Origin of the sequence: Lysobacter sp. Root667 (assembly GCF_001427715.1) — a bacterium.
Taxonomy (GTDB): Bacteria; Pseudomonadota; Gammaproteobacteria; order Xanthomonadales; family Xanthomonadaceae; genus Lysobacter.
Map to the genome: position 1 here is coordinate 443578 of NZ_LMHF01000001.1, position 26347 is coordinate 469924.

Here is a 26347-nt window from a genome sequence, read left to right on the forward strand (position 1 = left end):
GTGGCCGGCGCAGCAAGGGCACCACGGCGTGCGGAGCAGGAACCGCTCGGAGCGTCATGGCGTAAACGCAGTACTTCCACATATCTACAAGGAGTAGCTCGATATGAAGAACGTCATCTGTGCGATGCGCGCCGCTTTCGGCGTGCGCGGTGCTTCTGGCTGCGGCATTACCCTCTGGCGTTGGGTGATCTACCACAACATCTGAGTGGTAGCGCTGGGGGCGGCGACATGCCGCCCCCGGCTTCGATCAGCGGTTCCCATCAGGCCCAAGGACGCGGACGATGCAGGATTCGAAAGTGGTGGAAATTCCGTCGGTGCAGGCGTTCCGTCGTCGCCTCCAGGAAGAGGGGCCGGTGTTCTGGGTAAAGGAAGACCGGGCCATGGCGATCTTCGATCCGGACGTCGCCGAGCGCGTGGAAGCGGCGAACTACGCCGATCTGACGATGCTGGACGGCTTCTCCGATATCGTGCGCGGGCGCAAGAGCGAGCCGGTGTCCTGGCATCAGGTGCGCGGGGCCTGGCTCGGGAAAATGCGCGTGCTGACCAGCGTCGAAGGCTTCAAGCAACTGGCGCTGCGCATTCAGAACCTGCTCGATGCGGAAATCGGGCGCGATCAGGACCTGGTCTGGCTGGCCGAACGGGCGATGCTCGAACCGCTGGTGTCGGCCATCATCGCCGGCCTGACGCCGCGCGCGCATCGGCGCGTGGTCGATGAAGTGATGTCGAAGGTGGCGCTGGTGCTGTCGGATATCGACGAGCACCGCTGTCCGCCGCTGCACAAACCCAAGATGTGGGTCTATCAGTTCCTGGTCGGCGTGGAGGTCAGGCGCGAGTTGAAGGGCCGGGCCAGCGGCAAGCGCCCGCGCCAGGAGGATCTGACCGATCCGATGGTGGACATGCTGCCGGAGCTGGGCCTGGATCGCGCCGCCGACGCGGTCACCGCGCTGCTGACCGCGATCACCAGTTCCCCCGGCGCCGGCGCGGCCTGTCTGTTGTTCGAATGGCAGCGCCAGCACGAATGGCGCGAGCGCATGATCGCTGAGCTGTCCGCGATTCCGCTGGACGCCCTGTGCGAATCGCCCGCGCGCCTGGCGCCGAACACCACGCGCTTCGTCAAGGAAGTGCTGCGGATCTGGAGTTCTCCGCCGATCGTGACGCGCAGCGTGCGAACCGACATCTGCGAAGGCGAAACCCAGCTCAAGACCGGGCAGGTGTACGCGCTGAGTTCCTTCTTCACCCATCACGACGCGAGCACCTGGTCGGATCCGGACGTGTTCAATCCCGACCGCTGGCTGGCCGAGAGCCGCGAGCAGTGCCCGCATGGCAGCTACGTGCCGTTCGGCTGGGCGCCCAAGTCCTGCATCGGCGCGAATCTCGGCCTGGGTCAGCTGATCCTGATGGCGCATCTGTTCAGCACCCGCTATCGGCTGCGCATCGCCGACCCGGAGCGCGCGAAGATGGTCGTCGCCTCGGTGGTCAGGCCGATGGATTTCGTCGGCGCGGTGGTGCGTGCCTAGTCCGGCGCCTCGGAGGGCCTCATGCGCGATCTGACCGAGGGTCCGATCGCCGCGCATCTGTTGCGGATGTCCGGCGTGCTGCTGCTGAACTCGCTGGCCGGGACGGTGTTCTCGCTGGTGAACATCTACTGGTTGGGAAAGCTGGGACCGACCGCGCAGGCCGCGGTCACGCTGGCGGCGATGCCGATCATGCTGGTGCTGATCCTGCTGCCGGTGCTCAGCATGGGCGCGGGCGTGCTGATTTCGCATGCGGTCGGCGCCAAGGACCGCGTGCGCGTCGACCGGATCTTCAACGAGGCCTTCGGCGCATCCTCCATCGTCTCGGCCCTGGTGGCGCTGCTGGCCTGGGCGAATCGCGAGGCCTTCAGCGGCCTGATGACGGCCGATGCGGCCACCGCCGCGGTGATCGCTTCCTTCTACAGCTGGTTCATCCCTTCGATCGCGATCCAGATCCCGATGCTGGTGCTGGCCTCGATGCTGGAATTCACCGGCAACGTCAAAGCCGGCGCCATCGCCCAGGTCGGCACCGTGGCCCTGGGCGCCATGCTCACGCCTGCGTTGATGTTCGGCTGGTCGGGCTTGCCGGCGATGGGCGCCGCGGGCGCTGGACTGGCCTCGCTGCTGTCGTGCGCGGCGGTGATGCTGGTGTTGCTGGCTTACTTCACGCGCAAGGACGCCTATCTGCGCATGCGGCCCGCGATCTGGTTCGCCCGGCCCAGGGAACTGTGGACCGCGCTGAAGATCGGCGTGCCCGCCGGCATCGGCAGTGGCGTGGTCAGCGTGTCGTTGCTGACGATCGGCTTGATGCTGCGGCCGTTCGGACCTATCGAACAGGCCGGTTTCGGCATAGGCCAGCGCGCGTTCCAGGCTGGCCTGATGCCCTTGACCGCACTGGCGGGCGCGATCTGCATCGTCGCCGGCCAGAACTACGGCGCCGGGCTGCGCGAGCGCGTGAGCCGGACGCTGCGGATCGGGCTGCTGTTCGCTGGGGTGCTGGTGCCCGTGCTGCTGATCGTGTCCGAGGGCTTCGCGCCCTGGATCGGCAGCCGCTTCTCCAGCGACCCGCAGGTGATCGCCGCGAGCGCTTCGTTCCTGCGCATCGCCGCCCTGGACCTGATTCCGCTGGGCATGGCTTCGGTCGTGTTCGCGGTGCTTTCCGGCATGGGCAATACCCGCGCCGGACTGATGGCGCAGTTGCTGCACATGACCCTGCTGGTCTCGCTGGCGTGCGGCCTGTCGCTGCTGGCGGGCTTCCGTCCGAGCTGGATCTGGTGGGCGATGGTCGCCGCCGGTTCGAGCCAGGCGATGATGGCTTGGTGGTTCCTGCGCCGCGAATTCGGCAAGCCGGCCGAGGCGCCGCTGGCCGCCTCTCCCGACAGCGTTGCTGTCGCACCGTAGCGGAGGCATGGGCGATGGAAGCGACGGAACTGCAAGCGCGAGCGACGATCGCCGGCGATGAGGGGGCGACAGAACCGTCGTCGAGCCGCAACGGGGGCATCGAGGAGCGCCGCCTCGCGGCGAACGGCCTGAAGATCCTGCACTTGCCGATGCGGACCGCGCCGGTGGTCTTGCTGATGGTCACCTACGAGGTCGGCAGTCGCCACGAGCGCGCGGGTGCGCGCGGCGCGAGCCATATGCTCGAACACATGATGTTCAAGGGCAGCGCTAATTTTCACAAAGGTCAGGGCAATTCCATACACCAACTGCTGCTGCCGCTAGGCGCGCAGGTCAACGCCACCACCTGGTACGACCGTACCCACTACTTCGCCCTCGCACCGCGCGACAGCCTGGACCTGATCGCGCAGATCGAGGCGGATCGGATGAGTAACCTCAGCCTCGATGCCGCGGAGCTCGCGACCGAGAAGACGGTCGTGCTGAATGAATTCGACCGCCTCATCGGCGACCCACTGGAACAACTGCTGCAAGCGGTCTGGGGTGCCGCCTTCGCCAGCCATCCCTACGGTATGCCTGTGATAGGCCGGCGCGAGGACATCGAAGGCTTCGGGCGCGAACATCTGCTGGCGCACTATCGGGCGCACTACCGGCCCGACAACGCCACCATCACCCTCATCGGCGACGTCGAGCGCGACGCGGCGCTGGAGACCGTCAGGCACCGCTTCGAAGGCATCGCCGCGCGGCCCGGGCCGGAGGCGGCGCAACTGCCCGAGCCGGAGCAGGACGACGAGCGTCGGGCCACGGTGGAATGCCCAGGGGCGCCGGGGATCGTCATGCTCGCCTACAAGTCGCCTTGCGGCCTCGATCCCGACGTGGACGCGCTGGAGGTACTGGGGCGGGTGCTGGCGGGCGGGCGATCGTCGCGGCTGTACCGTCGCCTGGTCGCGGCAGGTCTGGCGACGGAGGTATGGGCCGACGTGTCGCGCTTGCGGCACCCCGGCCTGTTTCAGTTGAGCGCGGTCGTGCATCCCGATGCCGACCATCGGCGTGTCGAGTACGCGATGCGCGCTGCGATCGAGGAAGTTCGTGCCGGCGTCGCCGACGAGGAGCTGGCCCGCGCCCAGTCGCAGATCCACGGCAGACTGCTCACCTCGCGCGACGGGCCGCTGGCGATCGCCATGCAGTTGAACGAAGCCATAGCCGCCGGCGATTGGCGCAGCTACGCCGCTGCGGCCGAGCGCGTCGGTGCGGTGACCGCGGGCGACGTGGCGCGTGTCGCGGCGCGTTACCTGAGCGAGCAGCGGCTCACCGTGGGCCGGCTCGTGGACGCAGCGGATCGCACGGCGCTTTCGTCATGAGCACAGACCAGAAGTCGCACGGGCTGCAGTCTGTCGCGACGGTGCCGCTCGCGCATGGGCATTTCTACGGACTGCGCGCGGCGGTGCCGTCGATCGTTGCGCTGACCGGCACGTTCCGCACGGGGACGGCGCTCGCGCCGGGAGGCACGGTGCTGCAGAGCTTGGTCGCCGCGTTGGTGGGCTGCGCCAATCGCCGGCGCGGCCCGGTCGAGATCGCGGAATTGCTGGAAGCGCGTGGCGCTTCGTTCACGGTCGAGGCCGATGCGGACGGAGTCCGCTTCTCCGCGCGTGCCCGCACGGTCGATCTGCCGCAGCTCGTGGACTGGACGATGGAGTGCCTGCGCGAACCCGAGTTCGACCAGACCCTGCTCGATGTCGAGCGCGCCCGCCTGATCGCGGAACTGCAGTACCGCGCGATGGATTCCGCGTACATCGCGACCGGCGCGTTGACGCGCATGCTCTATCCGCAGGCGCATCCGGCTTACGAGCCCGGTCCCGCCGAGCAGGTCGCCTTGCTCGAAGGGTTCACCGTCGCCGACGTGCGCAGGTTTCACAGCGAACGCTACGGCGCCAACGATCTGCGCATCGCGGTCGTGGGCGACGTGGACCCGCAGGCGGCGGCGCGTCTGGTCGAGCGCGGCGTGCAAGGGTGGGCGCCGCGTGCCGTGCCGGAGGCGACGCAATGGAGCGAGCATGCCGCCGGGCCGGACAGCCAGCGGCTGCTATTGCCGGGGCAGGAAAGCTACGGCGTCGCAATGGGTCAGCGCTTGGCGCAGGAGCGCACGCATCCGGATTACCCGGCCCTGCGCTTGGCCAACCGCATCCTGGGCGGCGCGTTCTCCTCGCGCCTGGTCTCCAGCGTTCGCGAACGGCAGGGGCTCTGCTATGTCATGCGCTCCGAACTCGGCGAATCCCGGCGTGGCGGCGGCCATTGGCAGGTCGTGCTGTCGGCCAGCCCCGACAAGCTGGAGGCTGCGCTGGCGGCGACGCGTACGGTGATCGAGCAGCTGGCGAAGACCGGCGTGGAGACGCGGGAGTTCGAGAATGCGCAGCGCGCCGCCATCGGCGCGTTCCACATCGGCTTGGCGACCCTGGACGGGCTGAGCGATGCGATCCTGTCGGCCGCCGACCTGGGTTGGGAGCCGGACGATCTGCTCGGCTTCGAACGGCGGACCGCGGCGGTCACGCTCGCGCAGATCGATCGCGTCATTGGCTATTGCCTGCGTCCGCAGGAATGGCGGACCTGCATCGCAGGGCCGGCTGCCGCCGATTGAGGCTGCGGGCACTCGCACCCGGCATGCGGAGCAGCGCGCGGCCTAGCGGCAGCTGAGTGCCGGGCCCCGCCGTTCCTTGCCGACCTTGAACCCACCGGCCACGGCCCCACGTTCGAAGGGTCAGCAACGGAGGCCGCATGGACCCCAGTCAAAACCCGACCACTTTCCACGCCACCACGATCGTCTCGGTGCGCCGCAACGGCCGCGTCGCGGTCGCCGGCGACGGGCAGGTGACGTTGGGACATACCGTGATGAAATCCAACGCGCGCAAGGTGCGCCGTCTCGGCCGCGACGGCCAGGTGCTGGCCGGTTTCGCCGGCGCCGCCGCCGATGCCTTCACTTTGTTCGAATTGTTCGAAGCCAAGCTGGAAAAGCACGGCCAGCTCACCCGTGCCGCGGTCGAACTGGCCAAGGATTGGCGCACCGAGCGTCGCCTGGGCAAGCTCGAAGCGCTGCTCGCGGTCGCCGACAAGGAAACCTCGCTGATCATCAGCGGCACCGGCGACGTGATCGAGCCCGAAGACGGCATCATCGCCATCGGTTCCGGCGGCATGTACGCGCTGTCGGCGGCGCGTGCGCTGATGGCGCACACCGAGCTCGAGGCCCGCACCATCGCCACCGAGGCGATCGGCATCGCCGGCGATGTCTGCATCTATACCAATCGCAACGTCGTCGTCGAAGAGCTTTGAGCTCCGGCCCGTCCACGCCCCGCACCCCATCCCGATGAATATGAAACCCGACAACAGCCACGCCACCATGACTCCGCGCGAGATCGTGCAGGAGCTAGACCGCCACATCGTCGGCCAGCAAGCGGCCAAGCGCGCGGTCGCGATCGCCCTGCGCAACCGCTGGCGGCGCATGCAGCTCGAGCCCGATCTGCGCAACGAAGTGATGCCCAAGAACATCCTGATGATCGGCCCGACCGGTGTCGGCAAGACCGAGATCGCGCGGCGTCTGGCGACGCTGGCCAACGCGCCCTTCGTCAAGGTCGAAGCGACCCGCTTCACCGAGGTCGGCTACGTCGGCAAGGACGTGGAGCAGATCGTGCGCGACCTGGCCGACACCGCGGTCAAGCTGTACCGCGAGCAGGCCAAGCACCGCGTGCGTGCGCAGGCCGAGGACCGCGCCGAAGACCGCATCCTCGATGCGCTGCTGCCCAAGCGCATCCCCGGCGGCTTCGGCTTCGGCGCAGATACGCCGGCCCAGGACCACCAGGCGCCGGACAACGACACCCGCGCCAAGCTGCGCAAGCAGTTGCGCGCCGGCGAACTGGACGACCGCGAGATCGAGATCGAAACCGCGCTCAACCTGGGCGTCGACATCATGGCGCCTCCGGGCATGGAAGAGATGGGCCAGCAGCTGCGCCAGATGTTCTCGCAGGTGTCCGGAGGCAAGACCCACAAACGCCAGCTCACGATCAAGGCCGCGCGTCCGCAGCTGATCGAGGAGGAGGCCGGCAAACTGGTCAACGAGGACGAAGTGCGCGAGGCCGCGATCGAAGCCTGCGAGCAGCACGGCATCGTCTTCATCGACGAGATCGACAAGGTCGCCAAGCGTTCCGAGAACGTCGGCGGCGGCGACGTCAGCCGCGAGGGCGTGCAGCGCGATCTGCTGCCGCTGGTCGAAGGCTCGACCGTGAGCACCAAGTACGGCGCGGTCAAGACCGACCACATCCTGTTCATCGCCTCCGGTGCGTTCCATCTGGCCAAGCCCAGCGACCTGATTCCGGAGCTGCAGGGCCGTTTCCCGATCCGGGTCGAGCTGGGCGCGCTGAACAAGGACGACTTCGTGCGCATCCTGACCGAGCCCAAGGCCGCGCTCACCACCCAGTACGTAGAGCTGCTGCGCACCGAGGGCGTGGACCTGCAATTCACGGCCGACGCGGTCGAGCGCCTGGCCGAGATCGCGGCCCAGGTCAACGAGCGCCAGGAGAACATCGGTGCGCGTCGCCTGCACACCGTGCTCGAACGCCTGCTCGACACCCTGAGCTACGAGGCGCCCGACCGCGGCGGCCAGGCCGTGAGCATCGACCGCGCCTACGTCGACGCCCACCTGGGCGAGCTGGTCCAGGACCCGGACTTGAGCCGCTACATCCTCTGAGCCGACCCGCGGCGGCCGCGATGTGCGGCCGCCGTGTCAGGTTTTCCGCGCCCCGGCAGACTATGCAGGCAGGGGACCCAGGAAGACCGGTATGGACAACGCCGCGGAAGCGGTTTCGACGCAGGCCGACGACGCAGCTGCGCACGCAGCGCGGCGCAGGGGCGAAGCCGTAGCGCCGGATTTCGACGCGGTGCTGCGCGAGCACGGGCCGATGCTCGGCCGTATCGCCGGCAGCTATCAATCCGAGCCGGGCCGCCGCGAGGACCTGCTGCAAGAAATCAGCCTGGCGCTGTGGCGCGCGCTGCCGGCCTGGCGCGGCGAAGCCTCGTTGCGCACGTTCGTGGCCCGGATCGCGCACAACCGCGCCATCGACTATCTCGCCCGGCATCGCCGGGTCGAGGACGAACTCGACGACGCCCACCCCGATCCCGGCCCCGATCCGCTCGGTCACGCCGAAGCCCAGCAACGCCGCCGCAATCTGCTGGAGGCGGTGCGGCTGCTGCCGTTGGGCCAGCGCCAGGTCGTGGTGCTGGCGCTGGAAGGTTTTTCGCTGCGCGAGATCGGCGATTCGCTGGGTCTGGAAGAGAACACCGTCGCGCAGCGCCTGAGCCGCGCGCGCCGGCAATTGCGCGACGGCCTGGGAGAATCGGCATGAACGACGCAGAATTCGACTGGACTTCGCTGGGCGACGAGTGGCGCGCGCAAGCCGCGAGCCCGATCGACGTCGATCGCCTGCGCGAAGAGGTGAGCAAGCGCGGCCGCAGCCTGCGCCGGGCCTTGCTCGGCGAGATGGCGCTTACGCTGCTGTCGGTCGCCATGCTGATCGCGCTGATCGTCAAGGCCGATCCCTCGGACCCGATGCTGCCGATCTTGGTACTGCTGATTCCGGTCTCGATCGGATTCCAGGGCTGGTCGCTGTGGCTGCGGCGCCGGCAATGGCGCGACCAGGGCCTCGACACCGCGGCGATGCTGCAGCTCGATATCGACCGGGTCCAGGCCAGCATGCGTTATTGGCGCCAGGGCACCTGGATCGGCCTGTTGCTGTGGCTGGGGATCTGCGCGCTCACCGTCATCGGGATTCCGGACAGCGACCCGCGCCAACTCAGCGGCATGGCCGGCGGCGTGATCGGCGGCGCCATCGGTCTGCTGGTCTCGGTGGTGATGGCCTGGCGCAAGTCGCGCAGCGGCAAGCGCAGGCTGGCGCGCTTGCGCGAATTGCAGCGGCAGTTGAGCGACGGCTGAGCGCAAGCGGCTACCGGCTCAACGGCGTCGGACGCGATCCGCCGCGGGGCTTGCGCGCGTTCGCGCGCGAGCTCGGTTAGCCTGCGCGGATGCCGTCGTCGAACCCGTCCTCACCGATCCAGTCCACCGCGAGCGCCCGCACCGTCCTGGTGATCGGCGCCGACGGTTTTCTCGCCGGCTACATCCTGGCGGCCTTGCGCGGTTCGGGCTGGCGCGTGCTGCGCGGCGTGCGTCGCGCCGGGGCCCTGCGCGAGGACGAGCGCCGTTGCGATCTGACCCGCCTGACCCGGCCGGGGGATTGGTTGCCCGTGCTCGCCGGCGTGGATGCGGTGGTCAACGCCTCGGGCATCCTGCGCGAGGCCGGCGCCCAGCGCTTCGCCACCATCCATGTCGATGCGCCGCTCGCGCTTGCGCGCGCCTGCGTGAGCGCCGGGGTGTCGCGCTATGTGCAGGTGTCGGCGCTGGGCCGGCCCGAAGACGGCGAGTTCGTCGCCTCCAAGCACCGTTTCGATGAGGCGCTGCTGGCGCTGCCGCTGGAGGCGGTGGTGCTGCGGCCGTCGGTGGTCTATGCGACCTCGGGTTCCTACGGCGGCACCTCGCTGCTGCGCGCGCTGGCCGCGTTTCCCGGCATGCAGCTGTTGCCGGGCGATGCGCGCTGGCCGATCCAGCCCGTCGCGGCCGAGGACCTGGGCGCTCTCGTCGCGCGTGCCCTGGACACCGGTGCGCGTGGCATCTACGACGTCGGCGGTCCCGAGCCGCTGAGCCTGCGCGCCTATCAGAACGCGTGGCGGCGCTGGCTGCGCATCGACGGCACGCGCGCCTGGCAGGTGCCCGAAGCGCTGGTCTCCTTGCAGGTGCGGATCGGCGAATGGCTGGGCCGCGGTCCGGTCGGCACGACCATGTGGCGCATGCTCCGGCGCGGCAACACGACCGCGCCGCAGGCCGGCGCGCGCTTGCGCGAGAGCTTCGGCATCGCGCCGCGCGGTCTGGACGAGGTGCTGGCCGCGCATCCCAGCCAGGTCCAGGACCGCTGGCAGGCGCAGTTGTATTTCCTCGCACCGAGCCTGCGCGTGGCCGTGGTGGCCCTGTGGCTGCTGTCGGCCTGGGCCGGTTGGGCGACGCCCGTGGCCGAGATCGAGCGCCTGGCAGCGGATACGGCCTTGGCGCAGTGGGCGCCGGTGGCCTTGGCGCGCGCGACCGCAACGCTGGATCTGGTGCTGGCGGTGTGGCTGGCCAGCGCCTGGCGGCCGCGTTGGGCGCTGGCGCTGATGGGGCTCAGCGTCGCGGCCTACACCCTCGTGTTCGGCGCACTCCTGCCCGGGCTGTGGCTGGATCCGCTCGGCGGCCTGGCCAAGAATCTGGTGCTGCTGCCGGCGCTGGCGGTGGCCTGGGTGCTGGCGGAGCGGAGATAAGCATGATGTATCTATGGGTGAAGTGGCTGCACATCCTGTCCTCGACGCTGCTGTTCGGCACCGGGCTGGGCATCGCATTCTTTTTCTGGCTCGCGCACCGGCGCGGCGATGCGCGTGTGATCGCCGAGACCGCGCGCACGGTGGTGATCGCCGATGCCTGCTTCACCGCGCCGGCGGTGGTCGTGCAGTTCTTCAGCGGCTTGTGGCTGGCGCATACCCTGGGCCTGCCGTTCGAAGTGTTCTGGGTGAAGACGGCGCTGGTGCTGTTCTTCGTGATCGGCGCCTGCTGGCTGCCGGTGCTGTGGCTGCAGCTGCGCGCGCGCAACCTGGCGCAGGCGGCCGCGCGCGAGGGCGAGCCGCTGCCGCCGGCGTACTACCGCGTCATGCGCTGGTGGTTTTGGCTGGGCTGGCCGGCCTTCCTGAGCGTGCTCGCGATCTTCTGGCTGATGGTGCTCAAGCCGGTCTAGGCGGGTAGCGGCACGCGGGCGATCGCCCACGTGCCGCAATGGCGACTCAGTCTTCGATCCGCGTCCAACCGCGCGGCGTCGCCAACGTGGGCTGCAGCTTCAGGCCCGTATCCAGGCGCAGATCGCGGACCACGATCGAATACGCCTGCTTGCCCTGGCGGTCGTTGCCGATCAGCTTGAGCAGGACGCCGGTGTCGCTGTCGACCCACATCCGGAAGCTGTCGGCGCCGAGCTTGCTGCCCAGGTAGTCGCCATGCTTGCCGACGACGACGGTCGCGTTTCGGCCGAGCAGGCGCTGGCGGCCGGCGATACGCACGTCCTCGGTGGACAGCCAGAAGGCGTAGTTCTGCGGCGACAGCACGGCATCCGCACCGACCGCGCCGGATGGATCCGGGCGATGCACGAACACCGGTTCGCAGCGGGCGTTGCGGTACTGACGCGCACCGGCCGGCGGGGACGCATCGGCGTTGCGGATGCTTCGATAGGACGCGCTCTGCGGGTACAGGCTGAGGGTGCTGCCGGCGCGGCTGACGTGCTCTTCGACGCGATCGCCGCCGCGGGCGATACGCACGAAGCTGCTGCGCGCGGACTGCGATACCTCGAAATCGATCGCCTCGTCCTGGCCGTTGTTGCCGAAATGCACGTCCACCGAGCCGGCCGCGTCGCGATAACGGTCCACGGCATCGAGCATGCGCTGCTGCAGCGCCGCGATGCGCGCGTCCTGCGGGGCCATCGACGCGCAGCGGCCGGTGCTGTCGCGGTCGGCCTCGACGATGCCGGGCTTGGCGTCGGCCGCGGCCAGCGAGGAGAAGTACAGCTGCACGATGTCGGCGCCGTTGCGGCCGTTGCCGCTGGGCTGGACCATGAACAGGTAACCGTAGCCGTAGCCGACGTAGTTCCAGCCGCCGGGCGCGGTGTTCTGGTTGATGATCGCGGTCTGGTGCGAGGCGTTGCTGGTGTCGAGCACGCTGTAGCGCGCGTAGGCATCGGTGAAGGCCGGATTGTTGAGCCAGGCGTAGAAGCTGTAGGAGCGTTCGTGGCCGGGGAAGAACCAGCCGTACCAGCCGCTGTTGGTCGAGTTCAGGCGGTCGTCGCCGTTCCAGTCGCCGCCCTGGCCGCTGCGGTAGACGTAGTTGAGGCCGCCCATGTTGCTGCAATCGGGATACTGGCTGGCGGAGCGGTCGTTGTCGCACTGATAGCTGCCGGCCCAGGCCGGGGCGGCGAACGAGCCCGCAACCAGGCCCGCTGCGACGATGGCGCCGAACATCGACGCCCGCTTACGCATTACGTTCATTCGATCTCCTTGAGTACCGCTGCATGGATGGACGCACCATTCCATTGATCACCCCTGCGCGGGCAAGGGTAGCACCGTCGCATGACGGTCGATCGCGGTCTCAAGCGCCGTCGATATCGCAGCCGCGGCGCGCGTCGGCGCTGCGGCTGCGCATCGTCGTTCAGTCTTCGCCGATGTCTTCGTTCCAGACCTCGGGATGCGCGGCGATGTAGTCGCCGAGCATGTCGATGCATTCGCCGTCGTTGAGGTCGATCACTTCGACGCCGCTCTCGCGCAGCCAGTCGATGCCGCCGCTGAAGTTGACCGATTCGCCGACCACCACGGTGCCGATGTTGAACTGGCGCACCAGGCCGCTGCAGTACCAGCACGGCGCCAGGGTGGTGACCATGATGGTGTCGCGGTAGCGGCGCTGACGCCCGGCCTTGCGGAACGCGTCGGTCTCGCCGTGCACGGACGGGTCGCCTTCCTGGATGCGGCGGTTGTGGCCGCAGCCGAGCAGGCGGCCGTCGTTGTGGTACAGCGCGGCGCCGATCGGGATGCCGCCTTCGGCCAGGCCCTGGCGGGCTTCGGCGACGGCGGTGGCGAGCAGGGCGCGGTAGTCGGGGGTGGCGATCATGCGGAACTCCTGGTGTCAGGTGCGCAGTCTGGCGCGCGGACCGGGCGCGGTCGAGGGTCGTGGCGCAGGCATAATCGCCGCGTCCGCCGCCACGCTGCCGATCCGCGCCGCATGATTTCCTGGAGTCTCGTATTCGCGATCGGTGCCGGCCAGGCCGCGCTGCTGGCGCTGGCCCTGTGGCGGCGGCCGATCAATCCGCAGGCCAACCGGATGCTGGCGGGCTGGGTCGCGCTGATCGGCGCCGATCTGGCGGTCAAGGCGGTGTACTTCCATGGGCCGGCGCCGGAACTGCTCAAGGCCTACCGGCTGGTCAGTCTGCTGCCGTTCCTCTACGGCAGCCTGTTCTATCTGTATGCGCGCGCGCTGACCGAGGCGCGCGGCCTGGATCGCCGCGACCTGGTGCATCTGTCCGGCTTCGTGGTGGCTTTGCTGGCCAACACCGGCCTGTTCCTGCAGGACGCGGCGCAGGACCGCGCGTTCTTCGAGGCGCTGCGCCACGGCGCTCACTGGCCGGGCCGGCCGTGGCTGGACATCCTGCTGTTCGGCTACAGCCTGAGCTATGTGATCGCCGGATTGGTGCGCGTGCGCCGTTACCGCCGCGGCCTGCTGCAGCGGCGCTCGGACGCCGACCGCATGTCCCTGCACTGGATCGATGCGATGGCGGTCTCGCAGATCGTGATCTGGTGCATCGCGCTGGTGCAGTGGCTGGCGCGCATCCCCTGGATCGACTACCCGCTGATCTACGGCGCGGTGGTGGGCTGGGTGTTCGTGGTCGGTTACCTGAGCCTGCATCAGGTCGCGGTGGCGGCCGAGCCCGAGCCCGAGCCTGCGGCCGATGCGAAGCTCGAACCGGCGGGCGTCGACGATCCGCGTTTCCCCGCGGTCGAGGCGCGCTTGTTGCAGCTGATGGCGCAGGAGCAGCTGTACCGCGAGCCCGCGCTGACCATCGGCCAGCTCGCCAAGCGCAGCGGCTACCCGGAATACCTGGTGTCGGACGTGATCAACCGCCGCTTCGAAGGCCACTTCTGGGACTACATCAATCGCCAGCGGGTCGAGGCCGCACGCGTCTGCCTGGCCGACGCCGGCGACACCCGCACCATCCTCGACATCGCCTACGCCTGCGGCTACACCTCCAAGTCGACCTTCAACGCCGCGTTCAAGCGCCAGTTGGCGCAGACACCCAGCGCCTACCGCCAGCGCCATGCCGGCGCGGCCTCAACGCGCGACGTCGACTGAGGTCCTGCGCTGCGCGGCAAGGCGCGCGCGGATCGCCGGCCAGCGCAGTATCAGTTCGCACAGCGCCAGGTTCAGGGTCCAGCAGGACCAGGCCGCCGTGATGTAGACCGGCAGGAACGGCCACTGCATCGCCGCCGCGCCGACCCCGAGCATGATCCGCAGCGTCACCGCGGAGGCGGTCAGGGCGACGCTGCGGAACATCCAGCGGCGGTGATTCACGAAATCGCGGCGGATCGCATAGCCGATGCCTATGGCGGTGCAACCGACCCAGATCACCGCCAGCAGCGCGAACGCCGAACCGCTGGCGACGCCGCCCTGGGCGTGACGCGACAGCGACAGTGCCGAGGTCGCGGCGATCAGGATCGCGCCCGCATACACGCCGCCGCCGAGCCGGTGCAGGCGCGGCCAGCGCCGGCGCACGCCGCCCAGCAGCTGCAGCGGCGCCAGCAGCAGGGCCAGGCCGGCGCCGAAGATGTGCCCGGGCACGTCCCAGCCGGACACCACGAAGCGGGCGTCGAAGGGATTGCCCAGGCTGGTGTCGCGGGAGAAGAACGTGAAGGCGTAGACCGCCACCGCCAGGCAGCCCAGGCCGAATACCAGCGCCGCCGCCCGCCGCAACCAGACCGTCGTCCCACGCCACATCTCGCACCTCCGACATATTCAGGAGGCCCCAGCGTGGTCGTGGCGGCGGTGCGCGTCGTCCGAATCGGCGGATTCGTACGCCCGGACGGCGGAATGGGTGGTTCGGGGCCGGATTCAGCCGCGGCCGCGGCGCAACAGGTCGATGTGCGGGATGCCGTCCTCGACATAGGGCTCGGAGGAGGGCGCGAAGCCGTGGCGGCCGTAGTAGCCCTGCAGGTGGGCCTGGGCGCCGATCTGGATGTCGGCACCGGGCCAGCGCGCCTCGATTGCGGCCAGGGCCGCCTCGATCATGGAGTCGCCCAAACCCTGGCCACGGAACGCCGGCGCGGTCAGCACCCGGCCGAAACTCACCTGCGGGTAGCTGAGCCCGGCCGGCAGGATCCGCAGATAGGCGGCGAGCGCGCCGTCCGCGGCACGCCCGAGCAGGTGCAGGGCGTCGGGGTGGCGGTCTTTGCCGTCGGGGTCGAGGTAGATGCAGTTCTGTTCGATCACGAACACCTCGGCGCGCAGGCGCAGCAGGTCGTAGAGCTCGTCGCGTTCGAGGGCGGCGTAGGGCTTGGCCTGCCAGTGCAGGATGGGGGTGGTGGGCATGGGGGGATGATGCCGTAGGGGCGTGGGGTTGCGCTTGCCCTCACCCCAGCCCTCTCCCGCGAGCGGGAGAGGGGGCACGGCACGCATTCGATTTTGGCTCCCTCTCCCGCCTGCGGGAGAGGGCCGGGGTGAGGGCCGCCCCCCACCGAAGCCCCCACGACCGCCGTGCGATAATCCCCGCCATGAGCGAACAGACCCAAAAACCCGACGACACCACCCACTTCGGTTTTCGCGACGTGCCCAAGGGCGACAAGCAGAAACTGGTCGGCGAGGTGTTCTCCTCGGTCGCCGGCAAGTACGACCTGATGAACGACCTGATGAGCCTGGGCGTGCATCGGGTCTGGAAGCGCTATTTCGTCGCCACCGCGCAGGTCAAGCGCGGCGACCGCGTGCTCGACCTGGCCGGCGGCACCGGCGACATCGCCCTGCTGCTGCGCGACCGCGTCGGCGATACCGGCAGCATCGTGCTGGGCGACATCAACGGCGCGATGCTGCGCGTGGGCCGCGACCGCATGACCGACATGGGCAAGGTCGCCGGCTTCGAGTACGTGCAGATGAACGCCGAGAAGCTGCCGTTTCCGGACGCCAGCTTCGACCTGGTCACCATCGCCTTCGGCCTGCGCAACGTCACCGAGAAGGACGCGGCGCTGCGCGAGATGCAGCGCGTGCTCAAGGTCGGCGGACAGGCGCGGGTGCTGGAGTTCTCCGAGGTGAAGGCCGAGTGGTTCAAGCCGATCTACGACTTCCACTCGTTCAACATCCTGCCCAAGCTGGGCAAGCTGTTCGCCAACGACAGCGACAGCTACCAGTACCTGGCCGAGAGCATCCGCAAGCACCCGCCGCAGGACGAGCTCAAGCGCATGATGGGCGAGGCCGGTTTCGCGCGCTGCGACTACAAGAACCTGTCGGCCGGCATCGTCGCGATCCATACCGGCTACAAGGTCTGATCCCGGCGCCGAAGCGCAAGCGATGCGAAGAACGGCGCTTCAGCCCGGCCTCGGCAAGGCGGCGGTATCCGTTCCCGCCGTTTCGGCCTGAGCGGCGCGCAGGCGCTCGCCGGCGGATAGGCCGCATGCTGCGGCCGATCTTCCGGTAGCGGCTCAGCCCACCAGCTTCAAGCCGATCACCCCGCCCACGATCAGACTCAGGCACAGCAAACGCGCTGCCGTCGCAGGCTCGCCGAAGGCGACGATGCCCGCGATCGCGACGCCGACCGTGCCGATGCCGACCCACACCGCGTAGGCAGTGCCGACCGGCAGCCACTTCAAGGCCAGCGCCAGCATGGCGAAGCTCGCGATCGCGGCGCCCAGGCCGATCGCGCTCGGCCACAGGCGCGCGAAGCCTTCGCTGTGCTTGAGCGCGATCGCCACACGATCTCCAGCAGGCCTGCGCCGGCCCAGCAGGGCCCAGGCCCAGATCGCCGCGCGCGTCATCGCCGGCTCAGGCGGAAAAGCCGCCGTCGACCGAAAAGGCGGCGCCGGTGATGAAGCGGCCGCCCGGCCCGGCCAGATGCGCGACCAGGTCGGCCACGTCTTCGGCTTCGCCGTAGCGGCCCAGCGGCAGGCTCGCGCGCTGACCGTCGGCGCCTTCGCCGTCGGCGGGATTCATTTCGGTGTCGATGGGGCCGGGCTGGACGACGTTGGCGGTGATGCCGCGCGCGCCCAGGTCCTGGGCCAGGCCCTTGCTCAGGCCGACGGTGGCGAACTTGGTCAGCGAGTACAGGGTCATGCCCGGCGCGCCCACGCGCTCGCCCAGGCAGCTGCCGATGGTGATGATGCGGCCGCCTTCGCGCATGTGTTTGGACGCGGCCTGGGCGGCGACGAACGGCGCCTGCACGTTGATGGCGATCGCGCGCTCGAAGCTCTCGCGCGACTCGTCCTCGAACGGGCCGTACATGAAGATGCCGGCGTTGTTGACCAGGATGTCGAGGCGGCCGAACTCGGCCACGGTGCGCTCGACCGCGGCGGTCACCGCGTCGGGGTCGGCGCTGTCGGCGCGGATCGCCAGCGCGCGCCGACCGCCGGCCTCGATCGCCGCCGCCACCGCCAGTGCGCGGTCCTGCGAGGCGGCGTAGGTCAGCGCCACGTCGGCGCCGTCGCGCGCGAGGCGTTGCGCGATGGCCGCGCCGATGCCGCGGCTGCCGCCGGTGACCAGGGCCACTTTGCCTGCGAGAGGAGTCATCGTCTTGTTCCGAAAGGGGAGGATGCCGATGCTAGGCCTCTGCGCGCGCGGGCGCAGCCGGGCGCGCGGGACTGACTGTTGCAGCGCCGCGGGCCGGAAATCAGCGTTGCGGTGCCGGCGCCGAGCGCGGGCCGGCGAACCGCCATGCTGCGCCGTGCCCCCGGGCGCGGACTAGGCGCTAAACTCGAAGGCTCGATCCCTAAGTCGTGGGCCTGCCATGCGTTATTCGATCCTTACCGTTTGCCTCGCCGCCGCGCTGTCTCTGGGCTGCTCGCGCGAGGCCGCGCCGGCCGCCGACGGCGCCGCCACCCCCGCCGCCAAGACGGAGACCGCCGTGACCAGTCCTGCCGTGGTCGACGAGCATTCCTACGCCCAGCCGGGCAAGGTCCGGATCGACGATCTCGCCCTGCAGCTGGCGGTCGATTTCGAACACAAGCAGCTCAGCGGTTCGGCCACCTACACCCTCGACTGGGTCGACAAGGCCGCGACCCAGCTGGTGCTGGATACGCGCGATCTGACCATCGAGAAGATCGTCGGCGAACGCAGCGACGGCAAGTGGAACGACCTCAAGTTCTCGCTGGCGCCGGCCGACAAGCTGCTGGGCAGCAAGCTCACCATCGAAACGCCGGAGCGCAACGCGCGCATCCGCGTGACCTACAAGACCTCGCCTGACGCGTCGGGCCTGCAATGGCTGACGCCGGCGATGACCGAGGGCAAGAAGACGCCCTTCATGTTCAGCCAGTCGCAGCAGATCCACGCGCGCTCGTGGGTGCCACTACAGGACACGCCGAGCGTGCGCTTCACCTACACCGCGCACGTGACCTCGCCCAAGGACGCGATGGTGCTGATGAGCGCCGACAACGATCCCAAGGCAGCGCGCGACGGCGACTACGAATTCAAGATGCCGCAGAAGATCCCGTCCTATCTGCTCGCGATCGCGGCCGGCGACCTGGTGTTCCAGCCGATCTCGCAGCGCAGCGGCGTGTGGGCGGAACCGGCGATGGCGCCCAAGGCCGTGGCCGAGTTCTCCGACACCGAAAAGATGATGGAGACCGCCGAGAAGCTGTACGGCCCCTACCGTTGGGACCGCTACGACATCCTGGTGCTGCCGCCGTCGTTCCCGTACGGCGGCATGGAGAACCCGCGCCTGACCTTCGCCACGCCGACCGCGATCGTCGGCGACAAGTCGCTGGTGTCGCTGATCGCGCATGAGCTCGCGCACAGCTGGTCCGGCAACCTGGTGACGTTCTCGACCTCCAACGACGCCTGGCTCAACGAGGGCTTCACCAGCTACGTCGAGAACCGCATCGTCGAAGTGCTCTACGGCAAGGAGCGCGCCGACATGGAGAGCCTGATCGGCCGCAACGAACTCAAGTCGGAGTTCACCGAGGACAACAAGGCGCTGCAGCGGCTGGCGGTGAAGCCGGGCGACCTCAAGGATCCGGACGACAACCTCACCGGCACCGTCTACACCAAGGGCGCGTGGTTCCTGCAATTCCTGGAGCAGCGTTTCGGCCGCGACAACTTCGACGCCTTCCTGCGCGGCTACTTCGACCACTTCGCGTTCCAGAGCATCTCGACCCAGCAGTTCGTCGATTACGCCAAGGCCAACTTGCTCGACAAGTATCCGGGCAAGGTCACGCAGGCCGAGTTCGACGCTTGGCTGTACGAGCCGGGCGTGCCCAGCACCGCGCCGCAGACGCCGTCGGCGCGCTTCGACGCGATCGACGCCGCGCGCAAGGCCTGGATCGACGCCGGCACCTTGCCGGATAAGGCCGCGACCGCGAAATGGTCGACCCAGGAATGGGTGCACTTCATCGAAGGCATGCCGGAGACGCTCAGCGTCGATCAGCTCAAGGCGCTGGACGCGGCCTACAAGATCACCGGCACGCCCAACGGCGAGATCGCGCAGCGCTGGTACCCGCTGACCGTGCGCAGCGGCTACACCCAGGCCAATAGCGCGATCGCGGCGTTCCTGCAGCGCATCGGCCGGCGCAAGCTGATCATGCCGACCTACAGCGAACTGGTGAAGACGCCGGCCGGCCTGAAGCTGGCCGAGGAGACCTTCGCCAAGGCCAAGCCCGGCTATCACCCGATCACGACCGACTCGGTCGAGGCGGTGATCGCCAAGGCCAAGGCCGCGCCGCAGGCGGCCAAGTAAGGACGCCGTGCGCTGGCGTCGCATGAAACTCGCGGCCGCCCTCGTGGCGGCCGCGTCGTTTGCGATCGTCGCGCTGCTGTTGTGGTGCGATCCCTATCGCGTGGTACTGGCCGACTACACCCGCCAGCTCATCGCCGCCGGGCTGTCGCGCGACAGCGTCGTGGTCGGCGATCACCGCTGGGTGTATGCCTACAACGACGATGCGCCGGCCGACGCGCCGCTGCTGGTCATGGTCCACGGTTTCACCGGCAGCAAGGAGAATTGGTACCCGCTGGCGCAGCGCCTGCGCGGCCGTTACCGGCTGCTGATTCCCGATCTGCCGGGCTGGGGCGAGAGCCAGCGCCGCGCCGGCGGCGACTACGGTTTCGTCGCCCAGAGCGCGCGGCTGGCGCGTTTCATCGAACAGGTCGCGCGGCCGCGGGGCGGCGAGGTGGTGTTGCTCGGTCATTCGATGGGCGGCGGCATCGCCGCCCTGACCGCGGCGCGTCATCCGCACGACGTCGACCGTATCGGCCTGCTGGACGCGGCGGGCGTGCGTTTTCGCGATAACCGTTTCGGCGTCGAGGTGCTTGCGGGGCGCAACCCGTTCGCGGTCGGCGACGCCGATTCGCTGCAGCGCTACCTCGACACCGTGTTCTTCGACGCCGCCGCCAAGCCCGCGATTCCGTGGCCGGCCGACGACATCTACATCGCGCGCCGCAAGCGCGACGCCGCGTTCGAGCAATCGGTGCTGGACCGCATCGGGCGCGGGCCGGAGCGTTTCCTGCCGGGCGATGCCGCCGCGCAGATCCGTCAGCCGGCGCTGCTGCTATGGTGCAAGAATGATGCGGTGATCGATTCCAGCGCGATGGCTTTGTACGCTGCGCGCATGCCGCAGGCGCGGCAGGTATTGCTGGACGGCTGCGGCCACATGTCCTTGGTCGAACGTCCCGACGCGGTCGCGCAGGCAGTGACTGAGTTGGCTGGAACGCGTTGACCGAACTCACGACCCGACCTCACGGACCCACAACGAGATGCACCCTATGAACGCCAGGACCCCGATGCTGTTGCTCGCCGCCACGCTCGCGCTCGCCGCCTGCAAGCCGGCGGTGGATCCCAAGGCGGTCGCCGCCGCGCAGGCCGCGGCCGACGAAAAGGCTGCCGGCGAGATGGCCAAGTCCTTCGACGAGGCCGTGGCCCTGGGCAAATGGGACGTGGCGCGCGCGCACGGCGATGTGCTGACGGCCAAGTACCCGAACAGCCAGGCTGCCGCGCGGATCAAGCCGCAATATGAGGAGACCAAGGTCAAGGCGGTCGAGGCTTTGGAGACGCGCCGTTTGGCGGCGTTGTGGTCGTACCAGACCCAGGCGGTGCTCAAGGGCGGTGAACAGCGCTCGGCGGCGCTTTACGCCAAGGACCACATCGACACCGACGGCAGCGGCGCCAAGGAAGTGCGCTTGATCTTCCGCGACCATCCGCAGTGGGGCCGCAGCAGTTACCTCGTGCTGCAGGCCGGCGACTTCAACTGCTACAGCGGCTGCAAGGTCCAGGTGAAGATCGACGACGCAGCGCCCAAGCCGATGGCGGCGAGCCGGCCCAAGACCGATGAAGCGATCGCCATGTTCATCGAGGACGAGCGCGCGCTGTGGCGCAGCGTACGCAATGCCAAGACCATCGCGATCGAGTTCCCGGTCAAGGCCGGCGGCACCCGCACCGCGGTGTTCGAGGTCGGCGGCGTCGACGCGAGCCAGCTGCCGGGCTGGAAGTGAAGGCACGCGGCTGGCGCATCGCCGCCGCGTCGATCGGTCTGGCGGCATCGGCCGTACTGGTCGTGGCGCTGGCTTGGCTGTGGTTCCTGCATTGGCAGCCCGACCGCACGCGCTATCCGCTGCGCGGCATCGACGTTTCGCATCACCAGGGCGCGATCGACTGGCGTGCCGTCGCCGCGGACGATGTCGCTTTCGCCTATCTCAAGGCCAGCGAGGGCGGCGACCATCGCGACCGCCGTTTCGATCGGAACCGGCGCGAGGCGCGCGCGGCCGGTCTCGCGGTCGGCGCCTATCATTTCTTCACCTGGTGCAAGCCGGGCGCGGAGCAGGCGCTTAATTTCATCGCCGCCGCGCCGCCCGACGCGGACGCGCTGCCGCCGGCGCTGGACCTGGAGTTCGGCGGCAATTGCGGCCGCAGTCCGGACGGCGTGCAATTGCGTCGTGAGCTCGATACCTACCTTGCGCTGGTCGAGGCCGCCTACGGCCGACCCGTGCTGCTCTACGTGACTCCGGAATTCTTCGCCGCCCATCGCCAGGACCTGCCGGCGCGCGCGCTGTGGCGACGCAGGATCGTGCGCGCGCCCGACGCGAGCGCGCGCTGGACGCTATGGCAGTACCACAATCGCGGCCGCGTACAGGGCATCGATGGGCCGGTGGATCTGAACGTGTTCGGGGGCGATGCCGCGGCGTTCGCGCAGTGGCGTGCGCTGCGGGCGATGTCGCCATGAGCGCGGACGCAGTAACGGTCGCCTTGCTGGCGGACCATCCGCTGGCGACCGTCGGCCTGCAGCGTCTGTTCGAAAGCGAATGATCCGACTGCTACGGGGCAGGCGGTCCCGGCACCGCGACCGCGCGGAGCCTGATGCGGCGGCTGGGCTGGGAGTATCTCGAGAGCGCGCACCATCGCGGCGAAGACGTCGCGGTTTTCCGCAAGCGCCTGGACGTTTGATCGGCGTCGCCCATCGCCGCCGCAGCGCGGCATGCCGTCGCCAACGCGAAGCAAAAAAATCCCGGCGCATGGCCGGGATTCTTCTGCGTTGATTCTTCTGCGTTCAGCGCGCGACGCGCGCCGGCTTACAGCGCGTAACCGAACTGCTGACGGAACTGCTCGGCGAATTCGTCGTAGTCGAAGCGCTGGTTCTGGGTGCCCGGGTGTTCGACCTTGAGCGCGCCCATCAGGTTGCCCATGCGGCCGATGGTCAGCCAGTCGTAACCCTTCTCGATGCCGAAGATCAGGCCGGCGCGGAAGGCGTCACCGCAGCCGGTCGGATCGGTCACGCGGCGCTCGTGCGCCGGCGGGATGTCGTAGGTCTTCTCGGCGGTATGGATCAGCGAGCCGTGCGGGCCGCGCGTGGTGATGTAGGCCTTCACGCGTTCGACGATCTGCTTCTCGCTCCAGCCGGTGCGTTCCTGCAGCAGGTTGGACTCGTAGTCGTTGACGGTGACGTAGTCGGCCTGCTCGATGAAGTGGCGCAGCTCTTCGCCGTTGAACAGCGGCATCGCCTGGCCCGGATCGAAGATGAAGGGGATGTTGGCTTCGGCGAACTCGGTCGCGTTCTGCAGCATGCCTTCGCGGCCGTCGGGGCTGACGATGCCGAAGCTGACGCCGGCCACGTCGCGCACGTGGTTCTCGTACGAACGCATCATCGCGCCCGGATGGAACGCGGTGATCTGGTTGTTGTCGTGATCGGTGGTGATGAAGGCCTGCGGCGTGAACAGTTCGTCGATCACCTTGACTTGGTCGAGGCGGATGCTCTGCTCTTCGAACCATTCGCGGTACGGACCGAAGTCCTGGCCGACGGTGGCCATCGGAATCGGATCGCCGCCGAGCAGCTTGAGGTTGTAGGCGATGTTGCCGGCGCAGCCGCCGAACTCGCGGCGCATGCGCGGCACCAGGAAGGACACATTCAAGATGTGGACCTTGTCCGGCAGGATGTGGTTCTTGAACTGGTCGGGAAACACCATGATGGTGTCGTAAGCCAGAGAACCGCAGATCAGTGCAGACATCGATGAAACCCCAATGTTGAGAGCCGCTCGGTGCGGCGCCGTGCAGGCGCAGGAGCGGCCATAAAAACGGCGGCCCTGTGCCGCCCGGCGGCGTAGGGTAGCCGCTGCCGGGCCGGCCGGCCAGTTTGTGACGCAAATCAGGATTCGGCCGTGTCCGGCGAAGGGAGCCCTATTCAGGCTCGGACCGGCTCGGGACCGGCCGCGGCTTCGGGCCACCCCGGCGGGTGAGCCTCGCCGTCGAAAAGCGTCGGAAAGCGTTGTTTTTCCTTGCTCGCAGGGGGGGCGGGCGTTAGGCTAGCGAACTCTTCTTGCCTCCCTTTTGACGGCCTATCCCCCGATGTTCAAGAAGTTTCGCGGCATGTTCTCCAATGACCTGTCCATTGACCTGGGCACGGCCAACACACTCATTTATGTGCGTGGACAAGGGATAGTCCTGAACGAACCTTCGGTGGTCGCGGTCCGCCAGGACCGGCTGATCGGCGGCAACCGCACGGTGGCGGCGGTCGGCGGCGAGGCCAAGCAGATGCTCGGCCGTACCCCGGGGCACATCACCACGATCCGGCCGATGAAGGACGGCGTGATCGCCGACTTCACCTATACGGAAGAAATGCTCAAGCACTTCATCCGCAAGGTGCACAAGTCGCGCTTCCTGCGTCCGAGCCCGCGCGTGCTGGTCTGCGTGCCCTGCGGTTCGACCCAGGTCGAGCGTCGCGCGATCAAGGAATCGGCCGAAGAGGCCGGCGCCCGCGAGGTCTACCTGATCGAGGAACCGATGGCCGCGGCGATCGGCGCCGGCATGCCGGTGACCGAGGCGCGCGGCTCGATGGTGGTCGACGTCGGCGGCGGCACCACCGAAGTCGCGGTGATCGCGCTCAACGGCATCGTCTATTCGGCTTCGGTCCGGATCGGCGGCGACCGTTTCGACGAGTCGATCATCAACTACGTGCGCCGCACCTACGGCACCCTGATCGGCGAAGCCACCGCCGAGCGCATCAAGCTCGAGATCGGTTGCGCCTACCCGCAGCAGAAGGCGGCCACGATCGAAGTCTCCGGCCGCAACCTCGCCGAGGGCGTGCCGAAGATGATCCTGATCAATTCCAACGAAGTGCTCGAAGCCCTGCGCGAACCGCTGGCCGGGATCGTTTCGGCGATCAAGCTGGCGCTGGAGCAGACCCCGCCGGAGCTGTGCGCGGACGTCGCCGAGCGCGGCATCGTGCTCACCGGCGGCGGCGCGCTGCTGCGCGACCTGGACCGTCTGATCAGCGAGGAGACCGGCCTGCACGTGCAGGTGGCCGACGATCCGCTGACCTGCGTCGCCCGTGGCGGCGGCCGTGCGCTGGAGCTGGTCGACATGCACGGCAACGAGTTCTTCGCGCCGGAATGACGCAACGCGCGCCCGCGCTGGTCGGAGCGGGAGGGGTCAAGTCGCGACGACTGTCACAGTTTTTGCAGCATTCGCGCGTCGGCAGCATGCCTGCCGTCCGCGGTCCGGGAGGGCAGGACGCCGTCCCGATGCAGGCGCCGCGTTCGCGGCCTCTTCCGTCCGCCTCTTTCGACTCGTAGACACCGCCCGTGCCGTCTTACGCCGGTCCTCCCTCCACCGCCCGCATTGGTGATGTCGCAGGGACTTTGCGCCTGCTCGCCTACCTGGCGCTGGCGGTGGTGCTGATCGTGCTCGATCACCGCGGCGGCTGGTTGAACCAGGCGCGCCGGCAGGCCGGTGTCGCGGTCGCGCCGCTGTGGGCCGTGGCCGGTTGGCCGGGACGCGTGGCCGAGCGCATCCACGACGACGCCGGCACGCTGAGCCAGCTCACCGACGACAACCGCCGCCTGCGCAACGAGTTGCTGGTCAACCAGGCGCGGATGGCGCGGCTGCAGACCCTGGCCGCGGACAACGCGCGCCTGCGCGGCCTGCTGGAAGCCGCCGAGCGCGGCAATCTCGACGTGGTGCTGGCGCCGATCCTCGACATCGACCTGGACCCGACCCGTCAGCGCCTGATCCTCGACGCCGGCAGCCGCGACCGCGTGCGCACCGGCCAGAGCGTGATCGATTCCGGCGGCCTGCTCGGCCAGATCATCGGGGTCAATCCGATGCACGCCAGCGTGCTGCTGATCACCGATCCCTCGCACGCGGTGCCGGTCGCGGTGGCGCGCAACGGCGTGCGCCTGGTGGTCTACGGCGACGGCCGCAGCGACACCCTGCGCCTGGCCAGCGTGCCGCTGTCCAGCGATGTCCAGGTCGGCGACCAACTGGTGACCTCGGGCCTGGGCGGACGTTTCCCGCCCGGCTTCCCGGTCGGCACCATCGCCGCGCTGCGGCCCGACGACAGCCGCGCCTTCCTGGTCGGCGACGTCAAGCCGGCGGCGCAGCTGGACCGCGGCCGCGAAGTGCTGGTGCTGCTGTCGATGCCGCCGCCGGTGAACCCGGAGGAATTCGACACCACCGCGCCGGCGCCGGGCCAGCCCGGCGCGTCGGCCGCCGCTGCGGCTACGGCGACCGGCGCCGCTCCTGCAAACACTGCGCCCGCCAACGCCGCGCCGGCAACGAATCCGCCGGCATCGCCCGCGCCCGCGCGCGCGACCCCGCCCACCGGTCCTGCCGCCCGCGAGCCGCGCCGATGACCCGTACTCGCCAACACTGGGTGTTGCCGGTAAGCCTGATCGCCGCGCTGCTGCTGGGGCTGCTGCCGCTGCCGCTGGCCTTGCAGCCGCTGCGTCCGTACTGGCTGGCGCTGGTGCTGGCGTACTGGGTGATCGAAGACCCCGATCGCGCCGGCCTGGGCTTCGCGTTCGCGCTCGGCCTGCTGGGCGACGTGGTCTACGGCGGCCTGTTCGGCGAGCAGGCGCTGCGCCTGGTGGTGATGACCTTCATCCTGCAGCGCTTCCGCGCCCGTCTGCGCTTCTTCCCGCTGTGGCAGCAGGCGCTGTGGGTCGGCGGCCTGATGCTCAACGACCGCATCGTCACCGCCGCGATCCACGTCGCCCTGGGCGAGCCGACCCTGCCGGCGACGTTCTGGCTGGCGCCGCTGTCGGGCCTGCTGCTGTGGCCGCTGATCTTCCTGTTGCTCGACGCATTGCGCCTGGGCAGCTGGCGGAGGCGCTGAGC

The 26347-nt window shown here is 69.0% G+C and carries 26 protein-coding genes; 19 read left to right on the forward strand and 7 right to left on the reverse strand.

Annotated features, from left to right (window positions below):
- Positions 1-281 precede the first annotated feature (281 nt).
- The 10 genes from ASD78_RS01875 to ASD78_RS01920 all read left to right on the forward strand — a co-directional run bounded on the left by ASD78_RS01875 (position 282) and on the right by ASD78_RS01920 (position 10765).
- Positions 282-1517 carry a cytochrome P450 gene (locus ASD78_RS01875; protein WP_056097972.1) on the forward strand — a complete coding sequence of 412 codons (1236 nt, stop codon included), beginning with the start codon at positions 282-284 and terminating at the stop codon, positions 1515-1517.
- Positions 1518-1538: 21 nt separating this feature from the next.
- The gene (locus ASD78_RS01880; RefSeq protein WP_056097973.1) at positions 1539-2915 is read left to right on the forward strand and encodes an MATE family efflux transporter; all 1377 of its coding nucleotides are present in this window, start codon (positions 1539-1541) and stop codon (positions 2913-2915) included.
- Between the two features lie 14 nt (positions 2916-2929).
- Positions 2930-4270 (forward strand): pitrilysin family protein, encoded by a 1341-nt coding sequence (locus ASD78_RS01885; protein WP_056097976.1) that lies wholly within the window; start codon positions 2930-2932, stop codon positions 4268-4270.
- On the forward strand, positions 4267-5544 hold the full coding sequence (locus tag ASD78_RS01890; protein WP_056097977.1) for a pitrilysin family protein: 1278 nt from the start codon (positions 4267-4269) through the stop codon (positions 5542-5544). The genes ASD78_RS01885 and ASD78_RS01890 overlap by 4 nt, the downstream gene beginning before the upstream one ends.
- Positions 5545-5681: 137 nt before the next feature.
- Positions 5682-6233: an ATP-dependent protease subunit HslV gene (gene hslV / locus ASD78_RS01895; RefSeq protein WP_055908207.1), complete on the forward strand. Its 552-nt coding sequence runs from the start codon at positions 5682-5684 to the stop codon at positions 6231-6233.
- 40 nt (positions 6234-6273) lie between these two features.
- Entirely contained in the window at positions 6274-7644 is a 1371-nt protein-coding gene (hslU, locus tag ASD78_RS01900; protein ID WP_156087544.1) for an ATP-dependent protease ATPase subunit HslU, read from the forward strand.
- A 91-nt stretch (positions 7645-7735) separates the two neighbouring features.
- Positions 7736-8299, forward strand: coding sequence for a sigma-70 family RNA polymerase sigma factor (locus ASD78_RS01905; protein WP_082559878.1), 564 nt, complete (start codon positions 7736-7738; stop codon positions 8297-8299).
- Positions 8296-8886, forward strand: a complete 591-nt coding sequence (locus tag ASD78_RS01910) for a hypothetical protein (protein ID WP_056097979.1) — start codon at positions 8296-8298, stop codon at positions 8884-8886. Before ASD78_RS01905 ends, ASD78_RS01910 begins: the two co-directional genes overlap by 4 nt.
- Before the next feature lie 89 nt (positions 8887-8975).
- Positions 8976-10298 carry an SDR family oxidoreductase gene (locus ASD78_RS01915; RefSeq protein WP_056097981.1) on the forward strand — a complete coding sequence of 441 codons (1323 nt, stop codon included), beginning with the start codon at positions 8976-8978 and terminating at the stop codon, positions 10296-10298.
- 2 nt (positions 10299-10300) lie between these two features.
- Complete coding sequence (locus ASD78_RS01920) at positions 10301-10765, forward strand: DUF2269 domain-containing protein (protein ID WP_055908214.1); 465 nt, start codon at positions 10301-10303, stop codon at positions 10763-10765.
- A 46-nt stretch (positions 10766-10811) separates the two neighbouring features.
- Here ASD78_RS01920 and ASD78_RS01925 read toward each other — a convergent pair whose 3' ends face one another.
- Together ASD78_RS01925 and ASD78_RS01930 are read right to left on the reverse strand one after the other, a co-directional pair.
- Complete coding sequence (locus tag ASD78_RS01925; protein WP_156087532.1) at positions 10812-12059, reverse strand: hypothetical protein; 1248 nt, start codon at positions 12057-12059, stop codon at positions 10812-10814.
- A gap of 160 nt (positions 12060-12219) precedes the next feature.
- A complete protein-coding gene (locus ASD78_RS01930) occupies positions 12220-12675 on the reverse strand; it encodes a nucleoside deaminase (protein ID WP_056097985.1) in 456 nt (151 codons plus the stop codon).
- Between the two features lie 111 nt (positions 12676-12786).
- Here ASD78_RS01930 and ASD78_RS01935 point away from each other — a divergent pair, with 111 nt between their 5' ends.
- Positions 12787-13911, forward strand: a complete 1125-nt coding sequence (locus ASD78_RS01935; RefSeq protein WP_056097987.1) for a helix-turn-helix transcriptional regulator — start codon at positions 12787-12789, stop codon at positions 13909-13911.
- Here the strand turns inward: ASD78_RS01935 and ASD78_RS01940 are convergent.
- Positions 13891-14553: a DUF2306 domain-containing protein gene (locus ASD78_RS01940; protein ID WP_082575382.1), complete on the reverse strand. Its 663-nt coding sequence runs from the start codon at positions 14551-14553 to the stop codon at positions 13891-13893. The genes ASD78_RS01935 and ASD78_RS01940 overlap by 21 nt on opposite strands.
- Before the next feature lie 114 nt (positions 14554-14667).
- A complete protein-coding gene (locus ASD78_RS01945; protein ID WP_056097993.1) occupies positions 14668-15144 on the reverse strand; it encodes a GNAT family N-acetyltransferase in 477 nt (158 codons plus the stop codon).
- Between the two features lie 182 nt (positions 15145-15326).
- Between ASD78_RS01945 and ubiE the strand changes: the two genes are divergently transcribed.
- Positions 15327-16091 (forward strand): bifunctional demethylmenaquinone methyltransferase/2-methoxy-6-polyprenyl-1,4-benzoquinol methylase UbiE, encoded by a 765-nt coding sequence (gene ubiE, locus ASD78_RS01950; protein WP_055908231.1) that lies wholly within the window; start codon positions 15327-15329, stop codon positions 16089-16091.
- A gap of 153 nt (positions 16092-16244) precedes the next feature.
- Here the strand turns inward: ubiE and ASD78_RS01955 are convergent, their stop codons facing one another.
- Both ASD78_RS01955 and ASD78_RS01960 read right to left on the reverse strand, forming a co-directional pair.
- Positions 16245-16577 carry a multidrug efflux SMR transporter gene (locus ASD78_RS01955; protein WP_082575383.1) on the reverse strand — a complete coding sequence of 111 codons (333 nt, stop codon included), beginning with the start codon at positions 16575-16577 and terminating at the stop codon, positions 16245-16247.
- Positions 16578-16584: 7 nt separating this feature from the next.
- Complete coding sequence (locus tag ASD78_RS01960) at positions 16585-17325, reverse strand: 3-oxoacyl-ACP reductase family protein (RefSeq protein WP_056097995.1); 741 nt, start codon at positions 17323-17325, stop codon at positions 16585-16587.
- A gap of 217 nt (positions 17326-17542) precedes the next feature.
- On the opposite strand from ASD78_RS01960, the gene ASD78_RS01965 reads away from it, so the two are divergent.
- From ASD78_RS01965 to ASD78_RS01980, 4 genes are read left to right on the forward strand one after another with little or no spacing between them, the layout of a single operon-like run.
- Positions 17543-19486: a M1 family metallopeptidase gene (locus ASD78_RS01965; protein ID WP_056097997.1), complete on the forward strand. Its 1944-nt coding sequence runs from the start codon at positions 17543-17545 to the stop codon at positions 19484-19486.
- Between the two features lie 22 nt (positions 19487-19508).
- Positions 19509-20462, forward strand: coding sequence for an alpha/beta hydrolase (locus tag ASD78_RS01970; RefSeq protein ID WP_056097999.1), 954 nt, complete (start codon positions 19509-19511; stop codon positions 20460-20462).
- 46 nt (positions 20463-20508) lie between these two features.
- Positions 20509-21234: a hypothetical protein gene (locus ASD78_RS01975; protein ID WP_235566417.1), complete on the forward strand. Its 726-nt coding sequence runs from the start codon at positions 20509-20511 to the stop codon at positions 21232-21234.
- Positions 21231-21962, forward strand: coding sequence for a GH25 family lysozyme (locus ASD78_RS01980; protein WP_200944109.1), 732 nt, complete (start codon positions 21231-21233; stop codon positions 21960-21962). Before ASD78_RS01975 ends, ASD78_RS01980 begins: the two co-directional genes overlap by 4 nt.
- A 346-nt stretch (positions 21963-22308) precedes the next feature.
- Here ASD78_RS01980 and ASD78_RS01985 read toward each other — a convergent pair whose 3' ends face one another.
- Positions 22309-23241, reverse strand: coding sequence for a carbohydrate kinase family protein (locus ASD78_RS01985; RefSeq protein ID WP_055908245.1), 933 nt, complete (start codon positions 23239-23241; stop codon positions 22309-22311).
- Positions 23242-23578: 337 nt separating this feature from the next.
- Here ASD78_RS01985 and ASD78_RS01990 point away from each other — a divergent pair, with 337 nt between their 5' ends.
- The 3 genes from ASD78_RS01990 to mreD all read left to right on the forward strand — a co-directional run bounded on the left by ASD78_RS01990 (position 23579) and on the right by mreD (position 26345).
- Positions 23579-24625 (forward strand): rod shape-determining protein, encoded by a 1047-nt coding sequence (locus tag ASD78_RS01990; protein ID WP_055908252.1) that lies wholly within the window; start codon positions 23579-23581, stop codon positions 24623-24625.
- Positions 24626-24870: 245 nt separating this feature from the next.
- Positions 24871-25863: a rod shape-determining protein MreC gene (gene mreC, locus ASD78_RS01995; RefSeq protein WP_343123530.1), complete on the forward strand. Its 993-nt coding sequence runs from the start codon at positions 24871-24873 to the stop codon at positions 25861-25863.
- Entirely contained in the window at positions 25860-26345 is a 486-nt protein-coding gene (gene mreD, locus ASD78_RS02000; RefSeq protein WP_055908258.1) for a rod shape-determining protein MreD, read from the forward strand. Before mreC ends, mreD begins: the two co-directional genes overlap by 4 nt.
- Positions 26346-26347: the final 2 nt, after the last annotated feature.